Source organism: Xanthomonas sp. NCPPB 1062 (genome assembly GCF_041481705.2).
In the GTDB taxonomy this organism is placed as follows: Bacteria; Pseudomonadota; Gammaproteobacteria; order Xanthomonadales; family Xanthomonadaceae; genus Xanthomonas; species Xanthomonas euvesicatoria.
The window spans coordinates 2,027,231-2,043,523 of record NZ_CM192987.1 but is presented as its reverse complement, the minus strand read 5'-3'; the positions used below and the strand labels follow the sequence as shown (position 1 = coordinate 2,043,523).

Sequence of the window (16,293 nt, the reverse complement as noted above, 5' to 3'; positions counted from 1 at the left end):
GATGGCGAAACTCACAGCGCGAGTGAAGACTGTGTCAATTCGTGACACGCATAAGGCGAATGCACATCACAAAAGCAGACATCGGCGAAAGAGCATTGGTTGCATGCGCGATGCAGATGGTTGCGTTGCGTCGGCACCGCTGCGGTCAAAAGGTGATCGGCAGCGCGCGCGGGATATTTAGGCGCTGCCACCGGACCACACATGCGCCTTGCGCGTGGGTGTTGGCACGCATTCCAGCCCCGGCAGACGGCGCACGGCCTGCGACAGCGCCGCGCAGCTGGCCTTGGAATCGCGTGCGACGCGCGTCTGGCGCGGACACGGCACTGTTCAAGCGTCCCAACGCGGCCTGGGCCGCGTGCTGCAACTGAACGGCGCCAATCAACGCCAATCAAGGGATCACGCTTCAGGCCGATACGAGCGCATGCCTTCCCTGCCTGCCTCTGTCGCGTCTCTTCTTCCGCCCACGCTCGACGAGTCCACCCGGCTCGAAGTGCTGCGCGGCCTGTGCCTGCTGGATTCGCCGCCAGACCCGGTGTTCGACACCGTGGCCGCCATGGCCGCGCGCAGCCTGGACGCGGAAATTGCGTTGGTATCGCTGGTGGACGAGCACCGCCAGTGGTTCAAGGCACGCATTGGCCTGGAAGCGCGCGAAACGCCGCGGAGTCAGGCATTTTGCGCGCATGCGATCCGCTCGGACGAAGTGATGGTGGTGCCGGATGCGCGGCTGGATCCGCGCTTTTGCGACAACCCGCTGGTGCTAGGGCCGCCGTTCATTCGCTTCTATGCCGGCGCACCGCTGAAGCTGCGCGATGGGCATAGCATCGGCACCTTGTGCGTGATCGGCACCAGCCCGCGCGAGGAACTAGATGCAGCGGCAATCACGCAACTGGAAGGCCTGCGCGACCTGGCCGTGCTGCGCGTGGAAAACCTGCGCAGTACCACCTACCGCGATGGTCCGACCGGGCTGCCCAACCGCGCGCGCTTTAGCGAAGACCTGGATACCTGGCTGTCGCAACGCGACACTGCACCGGCCACCACGGCGGTGGCCATCGATGTCTGCGGCAGCGATTATTTCCGCGATATGGTTAAGGCGCTGGGCTGGGAATACGCAGACGGCTACGTCGCCCTGGCACAGCGTCGCCTTGCCGCCTATCTGCCCGGCGGCACCCTGTTGTATCGGTTGGACCCGACGACCTTCGGCTTCCTGGCGCAGGCGGAAGGCCAGCGTCTGGCCACGCTATGCACCAAGGTCGCCAAGGCGTTCACCGAGCCCTTGGAACATCAGGGCATCCCGCACACCGCGGTGGCTTCGATCGGCGCGGTCTCGCTGCAGTCCAGCTACGGCGCCGCCGATACCATCCGCTCGCTGACCACCTCGGTGGATATTGCGCGCGAGCGCTGCCTGCCGTGGAGCCTGTACGAACGCAAGCACGATGTTGCCCAGCGCAATACCTTCCGCCTGCTCGCCGCCCTGCCCGCGGCCCTGGACAGCGCCAGCCAGCTGCGCCTGCATTTTCAACCGCGCGTGGATCTGCACGACCACCGCTGCGTCGGCGTGGAAGCCTTGCTGCGCTGGCAGCACCCGATGATCGGCCCGGTGGTGCCGTCGGATTTCATTCCGATGGCCGAGAAAACCGCGCTGATCAACCGCATTACCGCCTGGGTCATCGACAACGCCATCGCGCAGGCAGCGCGCTGGCAGCAGCAAGGCCTGGACTTCAACCTGGCCCTGAACGTGTCGGCCGCCGATCTGGATCGCCCCGGCTTTGCCGGCCTGCTGCGGCGCGGCCTGGATCGTCACAAGCTGGACCCGCGCCGGCTGGAAATCGAATTCACCGAAAGCGCGATGATTCGCCACCCCGACCACCTGGCCGAACAACTGGCCGCCATTGCAGCGCTGGGCGTGCATATCGCCATCGACGACTTCGGCACCGGCTACAGCAATTTCAGCTATCTCAAGCAGCTGCCGGCCAGTTCGTTGAAGATCGATCAATCCTTCATCCGTTCGCTGCCGGACAGCCGCACCGACCGCACCCTGGTGCCGGCGATGATCCAGCTTGGCCACAGTCTGGGCCAGCGCGTGGTGGCCGAAGGCATCGAATCGGCGGAAGCGTACGCGCAATTGCGCGCCTGGGGCTGCGACGAAGGCCAGGGCTACTGGATCGCCAAACCGATGCCGGCCGCCGCGCTGGAAACCTGGCTGGAAACGCCGTGGCACGAGCAACATGCCGCGCCGGTCAACCTGCTTGCCGCCAGCTTGGCCGCGGCACGCGTCTAAGCGCAGCCAGCACACCAACCGCGTCCACCACTCGGCGGCGCAGGCGGTACTTGAGTGGCATCTGCCACGCGGGCGCAGTGGCTGCTGCGGGCCATCCAAACGCGCTTGACGAGGGCTCGCGCCGCCGAAACGGCAGGCTGTCAACGCAGCGCGGCGCGACACCGAGGTGCCGCGCCGCGCTGCGCTTCAAGACATCAACTGCTTACCAGAACACGGTGTACAGCACGATCAGAATTGCGATCACGCCCGCCGCGCCGATCTTGAAGCTCAGCGTGGTGCCGTAGGCAACGTCGTTGGTACGGATCAGATCGCGTGCCTGGGTGGCCGGCGTCAGCAGCGACACCACCACCGCCAACACCAGCGCGGCCACGAACACCACGCCGATGCGGTCCATGAACGGCAGTTCGGGCCAGGCGAACTTGAGCGCGAACGACAGCACCACCGAGCCGATCGCCGCGGTGAGTGCGCCGGCTTCGTTGGCGCGCTTCCAGAACAGGCCGAGCATGAAGATCACCACCACGCCGGGAGTGAAGAAGCCGGTAAATTCCTGGATGAACTGGAAGCCCTGATCGAAGTTGCCCAGCAACGGCCGCGCGGTGAGGATGCCGATCAGCACCGACAGCGCGGCCACGATACGGCCTACGCGCACCAGCTGTTTCTGCCCGGTCTGCGGGCGGAACTTGGCGTAGAAATCCAGGGTGAAGATCGTCGCCACCGAATTGATCTTCGAGGCCAGCGAGGCCACGATCGCCGCAACCAACGCGGCAAACACCAGGCCCAGGATGCCGGTCGGCAACAGCTGCATCATGGTCGGGTAGGCCTGATCGGGCTTGGCCAGATCCGGCGCCAGCACCACCGCGGCAATGCCCGGCACCACGATCACCAACGGCATCAGCAGCTTCAGGAACGCGGCAAACACCATGCCCTTCTGCGCCTCGCCGATGTTCTTGGCCGCCAGCGCGCGCTGGATGATGTACTGGTTGAAACCCCAGTAACTGATGTTCATCACCCACAGCCCGCCAAGCAGCACGCTCAGGCCCGGCAGATCCTTGTAGAACGGGTTGTCCTTGGTCAGGATCATGTGGAAGTGCTCCGGGTGCGCGCTCCACAGGTGCTGGAAGCCGGCCAGCACGCCGGCACCGTCGCCGATCCGCGCCAGGGTCAACCCGGCCACCAGCAGCCCGCCCAGCACCAGCAGGGTGACCTGCACGATGTCGGTCAGCGCCACCGCCTTCAGCCCGCCGTAGAGCTGGTAGACCAGCGCAAACACGCCGATCAGTGCCAGCGCCAGGGTCTGGTCCATACCGGTGACCTGGCTGACCGCGATCGATCCCAGCCACAGGATCGAGGTGAGATTGACGAACACGTACAGCAGCAGCCAGAACACCGCCATCAGCGTGCGGATCCACTTGCCGTAACGCTGCTCCAGAAACTGCGGCATGGTGTAGATGCCATTGCGCAGGAAGATCGGCAGGAAGAACTTGCCGACGATCAGCAGCGTCAGCGCCGCCATCCATTCGTAGGAGGCGATCGCCAGGCCGATCGCATAGCCGGAACCGGCCATGCCGATGATCTGTTCGGCCGAAATGTTCGCCGCAATCAGCGAGGCGCCGATCGCCCACCACGGCAGCGACTTGCTGGCCAGGAAGTAATCCTCGGCGCTCTTGCTGTGGCCTGCCTTCTCGCGCGAGACCCACTGCGCAAGCACGAAGATGCCGGTCAGGTAGACCAGCACGATCACGATATCCAACGTCGCCAAACCCACTGCACTCTCCTGTCTGGCTCTGGGATGTGCATCGAACGCCAGACAGGCCTGCAGAATGCCGCCGCAACGCACGGCGTGCGTCACGGCAGCGCGGCGAACCGCAGCTGCAGGCCATCCCGGCCGATCGACGCGCGCGTCCCGCGGCGGCTGATGACACCACCGATCAGGGTGGCCGCTATACCGCGCCGCCAGCACTGGCGACGCGCCTGTTTCATCCGATCCCCCGCAGGCGCGACTACGCCTGCGGGAATGCTGCTTACTTGACCGGGCAGTCGACGGTAACTTCGGCTTCGTTGAGCGCGCCCAGCGCCACCTTGGACACCGACAGGTCCAGCGCGGCGGCGCTTTCGATGCTGGCGACCTGGGTCAGCTTACTCACATCCGCACCGGCCACTGCAAAGCACTTGAGCGGCACGCCGACGACTTTCCACTGGCCTTGCGGCAGCGCGGCCAGGGTCTTGCGCACATCCACGCGACCACCGCACTTGTCGCCACAGCCCACGCCCAGCCACACCGACGCGGTCACGGCGCTGTCGCGGCGCAGGGTCAGCTGCAACTGCACATCGCCGTTGCTCTCACGCGAGACGTCCACCGGCTTGGCGGACACCAGCAACACGCTGGAGGCGGTGCTGCCGGACCACACCAGGCGGCGCGCATCTTCCTGCGCCTTGTGATCGACTGCGCTCATCTTCAGGCTGCCATCGGACAGGCCCACCGGCAGCGTGGTTGCCGGCATGTTGGCCTGGCCGGCGTTGGACAGCTGCATCGCGATACCCAGTGCCGGCTTGCCGCGCACGAAGTACATCCCGCCTACCGACTGCTCGCCGGACACGCCCGACTCTTCCGGCAACGCCGCCAGGTCGCCCTTGTCGGCATAGGTCAGGCCAAAGCCGAACTTGAACTGCGGGTCGTAGTCCTTCTGGCCGACGTTGTTGGCGAACTGCACCGCGGTCTTGGGCCAGGAGAAGCTGAGCTTGCCCTTGAAGTCGTTCTGCACCGAGCCATCGGCCTTGCGCAGCAGCACGTCGGCAATGCCCTCGCCTTCGGAACCCGGCAACCAGGCAGCGACGAACGCATCGGAGGCGTTGATGTACTGGTTCATCCACAGCGGACGCCCGCTCAGGAACACCGCCACCACCGGGATGCCGTCGGCCTTGAGCTTCTTGATCAGGGCCAGTTCGCTTTCGTCGCCCGGCTTGTACAGCAAGGTGGCGATATCGCCCTGGAATTCGGCGTACGGGTTTTCGCCGAATACCACCACGGCCACGTCCGGCTTGGTCTTGTAGGCGCCGTCCACGGCCAACTCGGCGCTGCCGCCGGCGGCCTTGATCTGCTTGTCCAGGCCTTCCCAGATGGTGGTGCCGTTGGGGTAGTCGCTGCGCTTGGTGCCGGTGCCCTGCCAGTTCAGGGTCCAGCCGCCGGACTGCTTGCCCATGTCGTTGGCGCCATCGCCCACCACCAGCACGCGCTTGGTCGGATTCAGCGGCAGGATGCCGGCCTGGTTCTTCAGCAGCACCAGCGACTCACGTACCGCCTGGCGGGCGATCGCACGGTGTTCGGGTGCGCCAAGCAATTCGTACTTGCCACCGAGTGGGCGCTTGGACGGCTTGCCGGCCTCGAACAGGCCCAGGCGCATCTTCACACGCAGGATGCGGCGCACGGCATCGTCCAGACGCTCGGCCGAAATCTGGCCGGACTTCACCGCCGCCAGTTCGGTTTCGTAGATACCCTTCCAGCTGTCGGCGGCCATCGCCATGTCGACACCGGCAATGAACGAGGCCGGGCAGTTCTGGTTGGTGCAGCCCTTGACCTGGCCGTGGCCATTCCAGTCGCCGACCACGAAACCGCCGAAATTCATCCGGCCCTTGAGCACGTCGGTCAGCATGACCTTGTTGCCGTGCATCTTTTCGCCGTTGAAGCTGTTGAACGAGGCCATCACGCTCTGTGCGCCAGCGGCAATCGCAGGCGGATAACCGGCAGCGTGGATATCGCGCATGGTGGCTTCGGACACCTTGGTGTCGCCCTGGTCCTTGCCGTCGGTGGTGCCGCCATCGCCGACGAAATGCTTCACCGAGGAAATCACGTGGCTGCCGTCCAGGAACTGCGGCGTGCCGGGCACGCCCTGCACGCCTTCGACCATCTTGCCGGCAAAGCTGGCCACCACGTCCGGCGACTCGGAATAGCCTTCGTAGGTGCGGCCCCAGCGATCGTCCTGCGGCACGGCCACGGTGGGCGCGAAGGTCCACTCCATGCCGGTGACGCGGGTTTCGGCAGCGGTGACTTCGCCGATCTTCTTGATCAGGTCCGGGTTGCGCGTGGCGCCCAGGCCGATGTTGTGCGGGAACAGCGTGGCGCCGACGATGTTGCTCTGGCCGTGCACCGCATCGATGCCGAAGATGATCGGAATCGCGTTGCCACCCTTGGAAGTGTCCATCGACGCCTCATAGAACGCGTCGGCCAGCTTCAACCATTCGGCCGGGCTGGCGTTGTACTTGCCGCCCGGATCGGAATTGCCGCCGGCCAGCACCGAGCCGATGCGGTACTTGCGTACGTCATCCGGGGTCATGCTGGCGATATCGCCCTGGATGGTCTGGGCGACCTTCTCTTCCACGCTCATCTTGGCCATCACATCGGTGATGCGCTGCTCCAGCGCCGCGTCCTGCGGGAACGGCCACTTCGGCGACGGCCACTGGTCCGGATGGATGGCGGTCGACGCCTCGGCAGGTGCGGCAGCCGGGGCGGTCTTGCTCGCTTCGGCAGCAGTGTCCTTGCCTTGGCAGGCGGCCAGCATCAGCACCGCCGCAGCGGTGGCCAGGCAGAGGGCGCGACGCGCGACGGGCGCGGCGGTACGACGGAGCAGCTTGTCCAAGATTCGTTTCTCCAGGGTGGTTCTCCCACGGCGATGCGTTGCGCCGCAGGCCATTAGGCGGCGTACGCTTGCGTGATTCCCCTACCCTGTCAACCACAGCTGCCCGTATGCCGAATACCGGGCAACTTATTGGCCGCGGCTATAGCATTGGAATACCGGCAGCACCTGTGAAACCGCGCAAAACCACCCAATCCGCTGCCGCGTCTGACAGCGCGAGCAGATGCACTTTGCTGCATCGCACCACCCGCCGGTCTGACCAATGCGCAGCATCGGCGTGTCAAGGGAACCTGGCAGCGCTCGCTTGCCACGATGTGTCCGAACCCAGGCCAACGGGTGAGCCTGCTGTCAAACAAGTGTCATACCAGCGACCTAGCGTGACCGGCTTGCCGATGCGCCATTGCCATCGTCGATCGTCGCCTTTGCCTGGAGTTTCGATGTCCCCCTCCCCCGACCCCTCCCGTCGTCGCCTGATGCAATTGCTGGCGGCCGTTCCCCTGTTGCCGCTCGGCAACGCCAGCGCTGCCGCCCTGCAACAGCTTGGCGGTGCGGCGTGGGCCGCGCGCCCGTTGCGGCCATCGGAGAACCCGACCCGCCTGGTCTCGGCCACCTTCCACGGCATGCCGGCGCCGAGCCTGGCCGACCCGGCGGCAATGGCCACCACCACGGTCGGTTCGGCACTCAGCGTGACCCGCAGCGACGGCAGCACGCAGCGCTACGCACTGGCCTACCACCCGTTCTTCATCACCGGCGATCAGGTGCCGGACGGCAACGGCGGCACCGTGCTGGCTGGCGGGTACTACGACATCCAGCATCGCCCGATCATCGACCGCTCCAAACCCGGTGCCGAACGTCCGTTCTTTTCCGATTGCCCGGACGGCTCCTCGCTACTGACCCTGCCCAATGCCAAGGTGCCGGGCGTCAAGGGCAACCACGTGTTCGCAGTGGTGCAGTTCGAATACACCACCCGCGACCAGGCCGGCAACGACACCAACCGTCACCTGCCTGCGCCGATCGCCGTGTTGACGCTGGATCAGGACCCGGCCACCGGCAAGCTCTCGCTGGTGAAGTACCACAACGTCGACACCGCACCGGTCCATGGGCTGTGGACCACCTGCGGCGCCAGCCTGTCGCCGTGGAATACCCACCTGTCCAGCGAAGAATACGAGCCCGATGCCACGGCATTGGCCGGCAACACCCAGTTCCGCAGCTACAGCACGCATCTGTACGGCGACCCGAATAAAGCCAATCCGTACCACTACGGCCATCTGCCGGAAATCACCGTGCACCCGGACGGCACCGGCAGCGTGCGCAAGCACTACTGCCTGGGCCGCATCTCGCACGAGCTGGTGCAGGTGATGCCCGACCAGCGCACCGTGCTGATGGGCGACGACGCGACCAACGGCGGGCTCTTCATGTTCATCGCCGACCGCAAGGCCGATCTCTCCGCCGGCACGTTGTATGTCGGCAAGTGGCACCAGACCTCGGGCATCGGCCCGGGCGCGGCCACGCTGCGCTGGATCAAGCTCGGCCACGCCACCAGTGCCGAGATCCAGGCCATGGCCGACCGCCTTACCGCCGCCGACATCCTCGACGTGCACCTGAGCGACCCGGGCGATGCCTCGTTCACCAAGATTCCGTTCAACGGCACCTTCAACTGGATCCGCATCAAACCCGGCATGGAGAAGGCTGCCACGTATCTGGAAACCCATCGCTATGCCGCGCTGGCCGGCGGCAGCCTGGGCTTCACCAAGCTCGAAGGCACCACCGTCAACGCACGCGACAAGGTCGCCTACATGGCGATGTCCTACATCGTCACCAGCATGCTCAACGGCTCGGGCGATGTGAAAGTGCAGGGTCCGGAAGCTGGCGCGGTGTACGCCTTGAACCTGCGTGGCGGCCAGCGCGACAGCCAGGGCGCCCCGATCCACAGCGATTGGGTGCCGATCGACATGGCCGCCCCGGCTGCCCTCACCGGCCACAACCTGGCCAAGGCCGACGCACTAGGCAACCTGGCCGACCCCGAACGGATCGCCAACCCGGACAATCTCAAGTTCTCCGAATCGCTGCGCACCTTGTTCATCGGCGAAGACAGCAGCCTGCACGTCAACAATTTCCTGTGGGCCTACAACGTGGACAGCGGCACGTTGACGCGCGTGCTGTCGGTGCCGGCCGGCGCCGAATCGACCGGCCTGCACGCCGTCGACGAGATCCACGGCTGGACCTACGTGATGAGCAACTTCCAGCATCCCGGCGACTGGGAAAGCCCGCTGCACGACACCGTCAAGGCCACGCTGGATCCGTTGGTCCGCGCCAACTACAAGGACCGCTTCGGTGGAGCGGTGGGTTATCTCACCGGCGACCCGGTGGCCGTGCAGTTGAGCAAGGCGTAAGCGCTGCCGTTTCCAGTTACGGCCCTGAGTGACGCTACAGCCGACGCGTGCAGCGGGGCATTCCCGCTGCTGTCGCAGACCGGTAGGAGCGCGCCCGGGCACGAGGAGCGTTGCCGATGTGCCTGTCGCGCGCCGGTGCGCTCCTACGGGTACGGTCGATGGGTCTCTGGCTACGTCGGTGAGACGGATCTGACGCACGTGCCTGAGTGCGCCGCTCAGCACTGCCGTAACTCCAGCGCCGTCATCACGATGGGCTTGGCCCAATCGGGTACCTGCGCCAATTCGTCCGGCGTCTGCGGGTATTGCAGGCCGCTGCGGTCTAGTTCCAGTACCAGCATGGGCGATGCCTGACCCGCGGCATCGGCCGGTGCGCTGTTGTCGTAGACATGCAGCACGGCCAGATCGGGCAGCAACGCGATCAGGTTGGCCCGCGAGGCATCGTAACGCTCGCGGATCTTGTGTTCGGGAATGGCATGTCCGCCAGCCGCAACCCGCGCCGCCACGCGCTCGATGTGCAGCTCCACCGTCGCCAACCCGCAGAACCAGACCGCCACCGTGTGCTGGGCGCAGGCTTCGCGCAGCAGGCGCGGAATGGTCGTCGCGCCCAGCGTGGTTTCGAAGGCGAAATCCCTGTTATCGGCCATGGCCTGGCGCAGCCGCCGTACGCCCTCCTGCCAGGCCTGCGCGTTCGCCTCTGCAGGCGCCCAGCCCTGCTCCACCAAGTCCCTGGTGAAGGCGTCCGGGTTGAACCAGGTGGCGCCGTCCTCTTGCAGAAAACGACCCAGTAACGAACTCTTGCCTGCGCCATTGACGCCAGCCAGCACCAGAAGATTGCCCATCGCTTACAGCGACGGGCCCAAGGCGACCTTGCGGCCGCGGCGTGCCGGCGTGGCGATCGCCCTGGCCACGCCCGCACTCTCGGTCGCTGCCGCAAGATGCGCGTCGAACTTCGCCTGCAATGCCTGCAGCGACTGCGCGCGCGCCGAGGTTGCGGCCGCCGCACTCGCCTGATTGACCAGGCGCCGATACGCCTCGGCATCCACCACCACCGCTTCGGGATGATTGTGGTTGGTGATCACCACCGCCCCGTGCGAGCGCACCTTGCGCATCAGGCTGGGCCAACCTTTTACCTTGATGTCGGCAGCGGGGGATTTTTCGAGATCGGGCAGATCCTGGAAGCGCGACATGGGGGCAGTCCGGGCGGAGTGTTGGCGATCAGCCTACTCTCCAATTCCCAATTTAGGAAATTTGTCCATTTTGACCTCAACGCAGTCGGCCACGTCGTCCAAAACAAGACGGGGCCCGCAGGCCCCGTTCTCTGTCTGTACGATGCGCAACTGCTCAGCCGCGCAACTTGCTCAGCAGCTCGCGAGTCACCGGGTCGGCCACATCGGCCGCTTCGCCCTTCAGCGCCGGCAGCAACTGGCTGGCCAGCTGCTTGCCCAGCTCCACGCCGAACTGGTCGAACGCATTGATGCCCCACATCACCGATTGCACATAGACGCTGTGCTCGTACATCGAGATCAGCCCGCCCAGCGCCTGCGGGGTGAGCGCATCGAGCAGGATCACCGTGCTCGGGCGGCCGCCCGGGTAGCTGCGGTGCGGGTCGCTGCTGTCCTGGCCGTTGGCCAGCGCCTCGGTCTGCGCCAGCACGTTGGCCATCAGCGCGACATGGTTTTCCGCGTACGGGTCGTCGTTGTGCACGGTGCCGATGAAATCGGCCGGCACCACGCTGGTGCCCTGATGCAGCGCCTGGAAGAAGCTGTGCTGTACATCGGTGCCCGCGCCGCCCCACCACACCGACACGGTATCGCTGTCCACCGCCGAGCCGTCGAGCTTGACGCGCTTGCCCAGGCTCTCCATTACCAGCTGCTGCAGGTACGCCGGCAGCAGCGCCAGGCGCTGGTCGTAGGTCATCACCGCGTGCGTGGCGCTACCGAGCAGGTTGCGGTTCCACACTGCGGTCAGGCCGTGCAGCACCGCGACGTTTTCTTCTAGGGGCGTGTTGAGCACATGTGCATCGAACTGCGCGGCGCCTTCCAGCAGTTGTTCGAAACGTTCGAAACCAATGGCCAATGCAATCGGGAAACCCACTGCCGACCACAGCGAGTAGCGCCCGCCCACCCAATCCCACATCGGCAGCACGCGGCCCGGTGCGATATCGAAGGCCTTGGCGGCGCGCTCGGGGTTGGCGCTGACTGCGTACAGCCGCTCGCTGCCACCGAGCCAGGCATGCAGGATGCTGCCGTTGAGCAGGGTTTCCTGGGTGCCGAAGGTCTTGGAGATCAGGATGCCGGCGGTGCGTGCCGGATCCAGCGTGGCCAGCGTGCGCTGCATCGCCGCACCGTCGACGTTGGAGACGAAGTGCACGCGGAACCGCGCCCCACTCACCGGACGCAGTGCATCGGCCACCAGACGCGGACCCAGGTCCGAGCCACCGATGCCGACACTGACGATGTCGGTGACCTCGGTCGCTTCCAGCTGCTGGATCAACGCACCCATGCGTTGGCGCACTTCTGCAGCGGTGGCGTAGGCCTCCGATGCCACGGGCGCGTCGGTCAAATCGCCGCGCAATGCGGTATGCAAGGCCGCGCGTTGTTCGGTGACATTGACCTGCTCGCCACGGAACAGGCGCTGGAACGCGCCGGCCAGATCGCGCTCGCGCGCGATGGCGAACAAGGCATCGAGCGCGGCGCGGTCGTACTTCTGCCGCGCGAAGTTGAAATACAACGGACCGACTTGCCTGGCGTACTGCGTGGGCCGCTGCGGCTCGGCGGCAAGCAATGCGGGGATGGCAGCGCCGCGCAGGCGCTGGGCGTGGGCGTGAAGCGCGTCGAATCCGTTGGTCTGTGTCATGCGGCCTGCGTGGGGATGCTGTGGTTGGTGTGGGAGATCGCGTTGTGCGCGTTCACATATACCAGATTGGGCTTGAAGGTCTTGGCTTCGTCTTCGCTCATGCTGGCGAACGCCGCCACGATGATCAGATCGCCCACCTGCACGTGACGCGCTGCGCCGCCGTTGAGCGACATGATGCCGCTGCCCTCTTCTGCGCGGATGGCATAGGTGCTGAAACGCGCACCGTTGGTGACGTCCCAGATATGGACCTGTTCGAATTCGCGGATGCCGGTCGCTTCCAGCAGCAGGCCGTCGATGGCGATCGAGCCTTCGTAGTTGAGCTCGGAATGGGTGACGGTGGCGCGGTGGATCTTGGCTTTCAGCAGGGACAGATGCATGGACGGAAGGCAACGACAAAAGGAAAGCCGGCATTTTAGCGGAAAGCGCCCGCCCCTACCGGTTCGCGCGGCCGCCGGTGGTGAGGGCTTCAGGCCCGCGCAGCGCGAACAAACGCGCGCCCCCGTTCGCTGGCGCTCCGGACCGCTCAGACGCCGCATCGCAGCGTCGGCCTGCTCAGAATTCCAGATTGTCGATCAGACGCGTGTTGCCCAGGCGAGCCGCGATCAAGGCCACGCGCGCGCCGGTGTAGCTGTCGCCCGGCTCGCTGAGGTCAGGCAGCCGCACCACCGCGTAATCGACCCGGAAACCGGCCTGTTCCAGCGCTTGGCTGGCGGCATCTTCCACCTGCGCACGCGGCGTGCCGGCGGCATAGCTGTCGCGCATCTGCAACAGCACCTTGCGGATCGTGGCCGAGATCGGGCGATCTTCCGCCGACAGATACTGGTTGCGTGAACTCATCGCCAGGCCATCGGCCTCGCGCACGATGCTGCCGCCCAAAATTTCGATCGGAAACGCCAGGTCGGCCACCATCTGCCGGATCACCGCCAACTGCTGGTAATCCTTCTTGCCGAAGGCGGCCACGTCCGGCTGCACCTGGTTGAACAAGCGCGCCACGACGGTGCACACGCCATCGAAATGCCCTGGCCGGCACTCGCCTTCCAGCACATCGCTGACACCGGGCGCGTGGATCGGCGTGGCCAGCGCGGTGCCGAGCGGGTACATGGTGTCCACATCCGGCAGCCACAGCGCATCGCAGCCGGCATCTTCCAGGCCGCGCAGGTCGGCCTCGGGCGTGCGCGGGTAGCGGGCAAAATCTTCATTCGGGCCGAACTGGGTCGGGTTGACGAACACGCTGGAGACCACGCGGTCGGCGTATTGGCGCGCCAGCATCACCAGCGAATAATGCCCGGCGTGCAGGTTGCCCATGGTGGGCACCAGCGCCACGCGCAGGCCCTCGCGCTTCCAGCCATTGACCAGGGCGCGCAATGCGGAAAGATCGGTCAGGGTCTGGATCATGCGGCGTACGCGTGCTCTGCATCGGGAAAGCTGCCGTCGCGCACGGCCTGCGCATAGGCGCGCACCGCGCCGGCGACCGAGCCGCCTTCGGCCAGGAAATCCTTGACGAACTTGGGCCGGCGGTGGCCACTGTCCAGCCCAAGCATGTCGTGCATCACCAGCACCTGGCCGTCGCAGCCGGGGCCGGCACCGATGCCGATGGTGGGAACGCTAAGCTCGGCGCTGATCTGCGTGGCGATCGGTGTCGGCACGCATTCCAGCACCAACAAGCTCGCACCGGCATCGACCACCGCCTGGGCGTCACGACGCAGCTGCTCGCCAGCTTCGCCGCGGCCCTGCACCTTGTAGCCGCCAAACCGCAGCACCGATTGCGGCGTCAGGCCCAGGTGCGAACAGACCGGGATCTCGCGCTCGACCAGGTAACGGATGACTTCCAGCTTGTGCCCGGCGCCTTCGATCTTGACCATTTCCGCGCCGGCCTGCAGCAGCTGGGTGGCGGCATCCAATGCACGTTCAGGGGTGGCATCGGCTTGGAACGACAGGTCGGCCACCAGCAAGGCGCGATCGAGCGCACGGGCCACCGCGGCGGTGTGGTAGACCATGTCGGCGGTGGTCACCGGCAAGGTGGAATCGTGTCCCTGCACCACCATGCCGAGCGAATCGCCGACCAGGATCAGGTCCACGCCATGGGCGTCGAAGGTGCGCGCGAAACCGGCGTCGTACGCGGTCAACATGACCAGTTTTCGACCCTCGCGCTTGGCCTGCGCCAAGGCGGGCACGGTCCAGGGCTTGCTGTCGGCGTGGCTGCTCATGAAGTCATTACGTGGGGTGATAAGCCGGCCATTATCTACCCAATCGGCTCCAGCCCGCAGGTATCGATGGCGCGCAGGGCGCGCCGCACTGTTCCATGCCCCGGAATGATCGCCTCCGGCGCCAGCTCCGACAGCGGCAGCAGGGCGAAGGCGCGCGCGTGCAGATGCGGATGCGGCACCTGCAACTGCGGCAGGTCGATCACCTGATCGGAGTACAGCAGCAGGTCCAGGTCCAGCGTGCGCGGGCCCCAGCGCTCGCCGGCGCGACGCTCGCGGCCGAACGCCTGTTCGATGCCGAGCAAGGCCTCCAGCAGCGGCAGCGGCGCAAGATCGGTGCGCAGCTGGGCCACGGCATTGATGAAATCGGGCTGGTCTTCGCGGCCCCAGGCTGGCGTGCGATACAAACGCGAAGCGGCGATCAGCGTGGTCTGCGGCACGACGCCCAGCGCGGCGATGGCCGCGCGCACGCTGGCCTCGGCCTGGCCCAGGTTGGCACCCAGGCCGACAAAGGCGGTCTGCATGCCCTACTCGCCTGCGGGCGCGCCGGTCCGACGGCGGCGTCGGCGACGCTTGCGCGGTGCGCCCTCATCGCCGTCTTGGTCGGCCTGCGCCGATTCGATCGCATCCACCAGCTCCTGGCCGGACGACTTCTGCGCCTCGCGCCAGAACTCCACATCGGCCGCGTGATCGGGCGATGCGAACTGACGCAGCACCAGGAAATCGAACGCCGCGCGGAAGCGCGGATGCGACAAGGTGCGGAACACCCGCTTGCGCTGACGCGAGGAGAAGCGCGTCTGCAGCAACCAGATTTCCTGCATCGGCAGCGAGAAACGGCGCGGCAACGCGACGCGCTCCAGCTGATGCAAGGTGACGCGATCGGCCGCACGGCGCTGCGCATCTTCCGGTTGCACGCCTTGCGCCTGCAGAGCCATCAGGGTGCGGCAGAACGCCGGCCACAGCAGCAATGCAAACAGGAAGGCCGGCGACACTGGCTCGTCGTTGGCCACGCGTGCATCGGTATTGCGCAGGCCTTCCAGCACCATGGCGCGCAACGCACCACTGCGATTGGACTTCAATGCCGCCGCGCTTTCGGGAAACAGCACGCCGAGCAAGCCATAGCGCTCCAGGCCTTCGAAGCTGGCCACACCGTGCCCGGACAGAAACAGCTTGAGGATTTCTTCGAACAACCGCGCAGGCGCAGCTTCGGACAGCAGCCCGGCCAGACGCGGAATGGGTTCGGCGGTGCCGGCTTCGATGTCGAAATTCAACTTGGCCGCCAGGCGCACCGCGCGCAGCATGCGCACCGGATCTTCCTGGTAGCGCAACTCGGGGTCGCCGATCAACTTCATCAGGCGCGCCTGCACGTCTTCGAAGCCGCCGCAGTAATCGCGCACCGAGAAATCCTCGATGGCGTAATACAGGGCATTGCAGGTGAAGTCGCGGCGGATCGCGTCGTCTTCGATGGTGCCGTATACGTTGTCGCGCACCAGCCGGCCGTTATCGAGTTCGCGGTCGCCGCTGCCATCGTCGACGTTGGCGCGGAAGGTGGCCACTTCGATGATTTCGCGACCGAACACCACATGTGCCAGACGAAAACGGCGGCCGATCAGACGACAGTTGCGGAACAGCGCCTTGACCTCTTCCGGCGTCGCATCGGTGGCCACGTCGAAATCCTTCGGGTGGCCGCCGACCAGCAGGTCGCGCACCGCACCGCCGACCAGATAGGCGCCAAAGCCCGACTCGCGCAGGCGGTACAACACGCGCAACGCGTTGGGGCTGATGTCCTTGCGCGAGATGGTGTGCTGGTCGCGTGGAATGACGCGCAGCGTGAACGGAGATGTAACTGAGGGTTCGATGATGGCGCTTCCGTCTTGTGTTGCAGGATTGCCCAACGGCTATTACCTCACTATACTAGCGCGCTGCACAAG

Annotated in this window: 13 protein-coding genes; 2 read left to right on the top strand and 11 right to left on the bottom strand. The window is 65.9% G+C overall.

Going from position 1 to position 16,293, the window contains the following annotated elements; translation table 11 throughout:
* Nucleotides 1–421 precede the first annotated feature (421 nt).
* Entirely contained in the window at nt 422–2,278 is a 1,857-nt protein-coding gene (locus tag ACCQ16_RS09140; RefSeq protein WP_277572932.1) for a putative bifunctional diguanylate cyclase/phosphodiesterase, read from the top strand.
* 202 nt (nt 2,279–2,480) lie between these two features.
* On the opposite strand, the gene ACCQ16_RS09135 is transcribed toward ACCQ16_RS09140, so the two are convergent.
* The 3 genes from ACCQ16_RS09135 to ACCQ16_RS09125 form a co-directional block, all read right to left on the bottom strand.
* On the bottom strand, nt 2,481–4,043 hold the full coding sequence (locus ACCQ16_RS09135; RefSeq protein ID WP_136733163.1) for a sodium/sugar symporter: 1,563 nt from the start codon (nt 4,041–4,043) through the stop codon (nt 2,481–2,483).
* A gap of 80 nt (nt 4,044–4,123) precedes the next feature.
* On the bottom strand, nt 4,124–4,258 hold the full coding sequence (locus ACCQ16_RS09130; RefSeq protein ID WP_008571254.1) for a hypothetical protein: 135 nt from the start codon (nt 4,256–4,258) through the stop codon (nt 4,124–4,126).
* Between the two features lie 41 nt (nt 4,259–4,299).
* Complete coding sequence (locus ACCQ16_RS09125; RefSeq protein ID WP_039419191.1) at nt 4,300–6,912, bottom strand: glycoside hydrolase family 3 protein; 2,613 nt, start codon at nt 6,910–6,912, stop codon at nt 4,300–4,302.
* 434 nt (nt 6,913–7,346) lie between these two features.
* Between ACCQ16_RS09125 and ACCQ16_RS09120 the strand changes: the two genes are divergently transcribed.
* Entirely contained in the window at nt 7,347–9,302 is a 1,956-nt protein-coding gene (locus ACCQ16_RS09120; protein ID WP_014090018.1) for a PhoX family protein, read from the top strand.
* Between the two features lie 215 nt (nt 9,303–9,517).
* On the opposite strand, the gene ACCQ16_RS09115 is transcribed toward ACCQ16_RS09120, so the two are convergent.
* The 8 genes from ACCQ16_RS09115 to pcnB all read right to left on the bottom strand — a co-directional run bounded on the left by ACCQ16_RS09115 (nt 9,518) and on the right by pcnB (nt 16,257).
* Complete coding sequence (locus ACCQ16_RS09115; RefSeq protein WP_277572931.1) at nt 9,518–10,141, bottom strand: ATPase; 624 nt, start codon at nt 10,139–10,141, stop codon at nt 9,518–9,520.
* A gap of 3 nt (nt 10,142–10,144) precedes the next feature.
* Nucleotides 10,145–10,489: a type II toxin-antitoxin system prevent-host-death family antitoxin gene (locus ACCQ16_RS09110; RefSeq protein ID WP_014090016.1), complete on the bottom strand. Its 345-nt coding sequence runs from the start codon at nt 10,487–10,489 to the stop codon at nt 10,145–10,147.
* 154 nt (nt 10,490–10,643) lie between these two features.
* Nucleotides 10,644–12,158 carry a glucose-6-phosphate isomerase gene (pgi, locus tag ACCQ16_RS09105; RefSeq protein WP_031422349.1) on the bottom strand — a complete coding sequence of 505 codons (1,515 nt, stop codon included), beginning with the start codon at nt 12,156–12,158 and terminating at the stop codon, nt 10,644–10,646.
* Nucleotides 12,155–12,535, bottom strand: coding sequence for an aspartate 1-decarboxylase (panD, locus tag ACCQ16_RS09100; RefSeq protein ID WP_008571260.1), 381 nt, complete (start codon nt 12,533–12,535; stop codon nt 12,155–12,157). Before panD ends, pgi begins: the two co-directional genes overlap by 4 nt.
* Nucleotides 12,536–12,710: 175 nt before the next feature.
* Nucleotides 12,711–13,553, bottom strand: a complete 843-nt coding sequence (gene panC, locus ACCQ16_RS09095) for a pantoate--beta-alanine ligase (RefSeq protein WP_011347142.1) — start codon at nt 13,551–13,553, stop codon at nt 12,711–12,713.
* Nucleotides 13,550–14,365 carry a 3-methyl-2-oxobutanoate hydroxymethyltransferase gene (gene panB, locus ACCQ16_RS09090; protein ID WP_029819238.1) on the bottom strand — a complete coding sequence of 272 codons (816 nt, stop codon included), beginning with the start codon at nt 14,363–14,365 and terminating at the stop codon, nt 13,550–13,552. The genes panC and panB overlap by 4 nt, the downstream gene beginning before the upstream one ends.
* Before the next feature lie 35 nt (nt 14,366–14,400).
* Nucleotides 14,401–14,886 carry a 2-amino-4-hydroxy-6-hydroxymethyldihydropteridine diphosphokinase gene (folK, locus tag ACCQ16_RS09085; protein ID WP_277572930.1) on the bottom strand — a complete coding sequence of 162 codons (486 nt, stop codon included), beginning with the start codon at nt 14,884–14,886 and terminating at the stop codon, nt 14,401–14,403.
* Nucleotides 14,887–14,889: 3 nt separating this feature from the next.
* The gene (gene pcnB, locus ACCQ16_RS09080; RefSeq protein WP_008571264.1) at nt 14,890–16,257 is read right to left on the bottom strand and encodes a polynucleotide adenylyltransferase PcnB; all 1,368 of its coding nucleotides are present in this window, start codon (nt 16,255–16,257) and stop codon (nt 14,890–14,892) included.
* Nucleotides 16,258–16,293 lie beyond the last annotated feature (36 nt).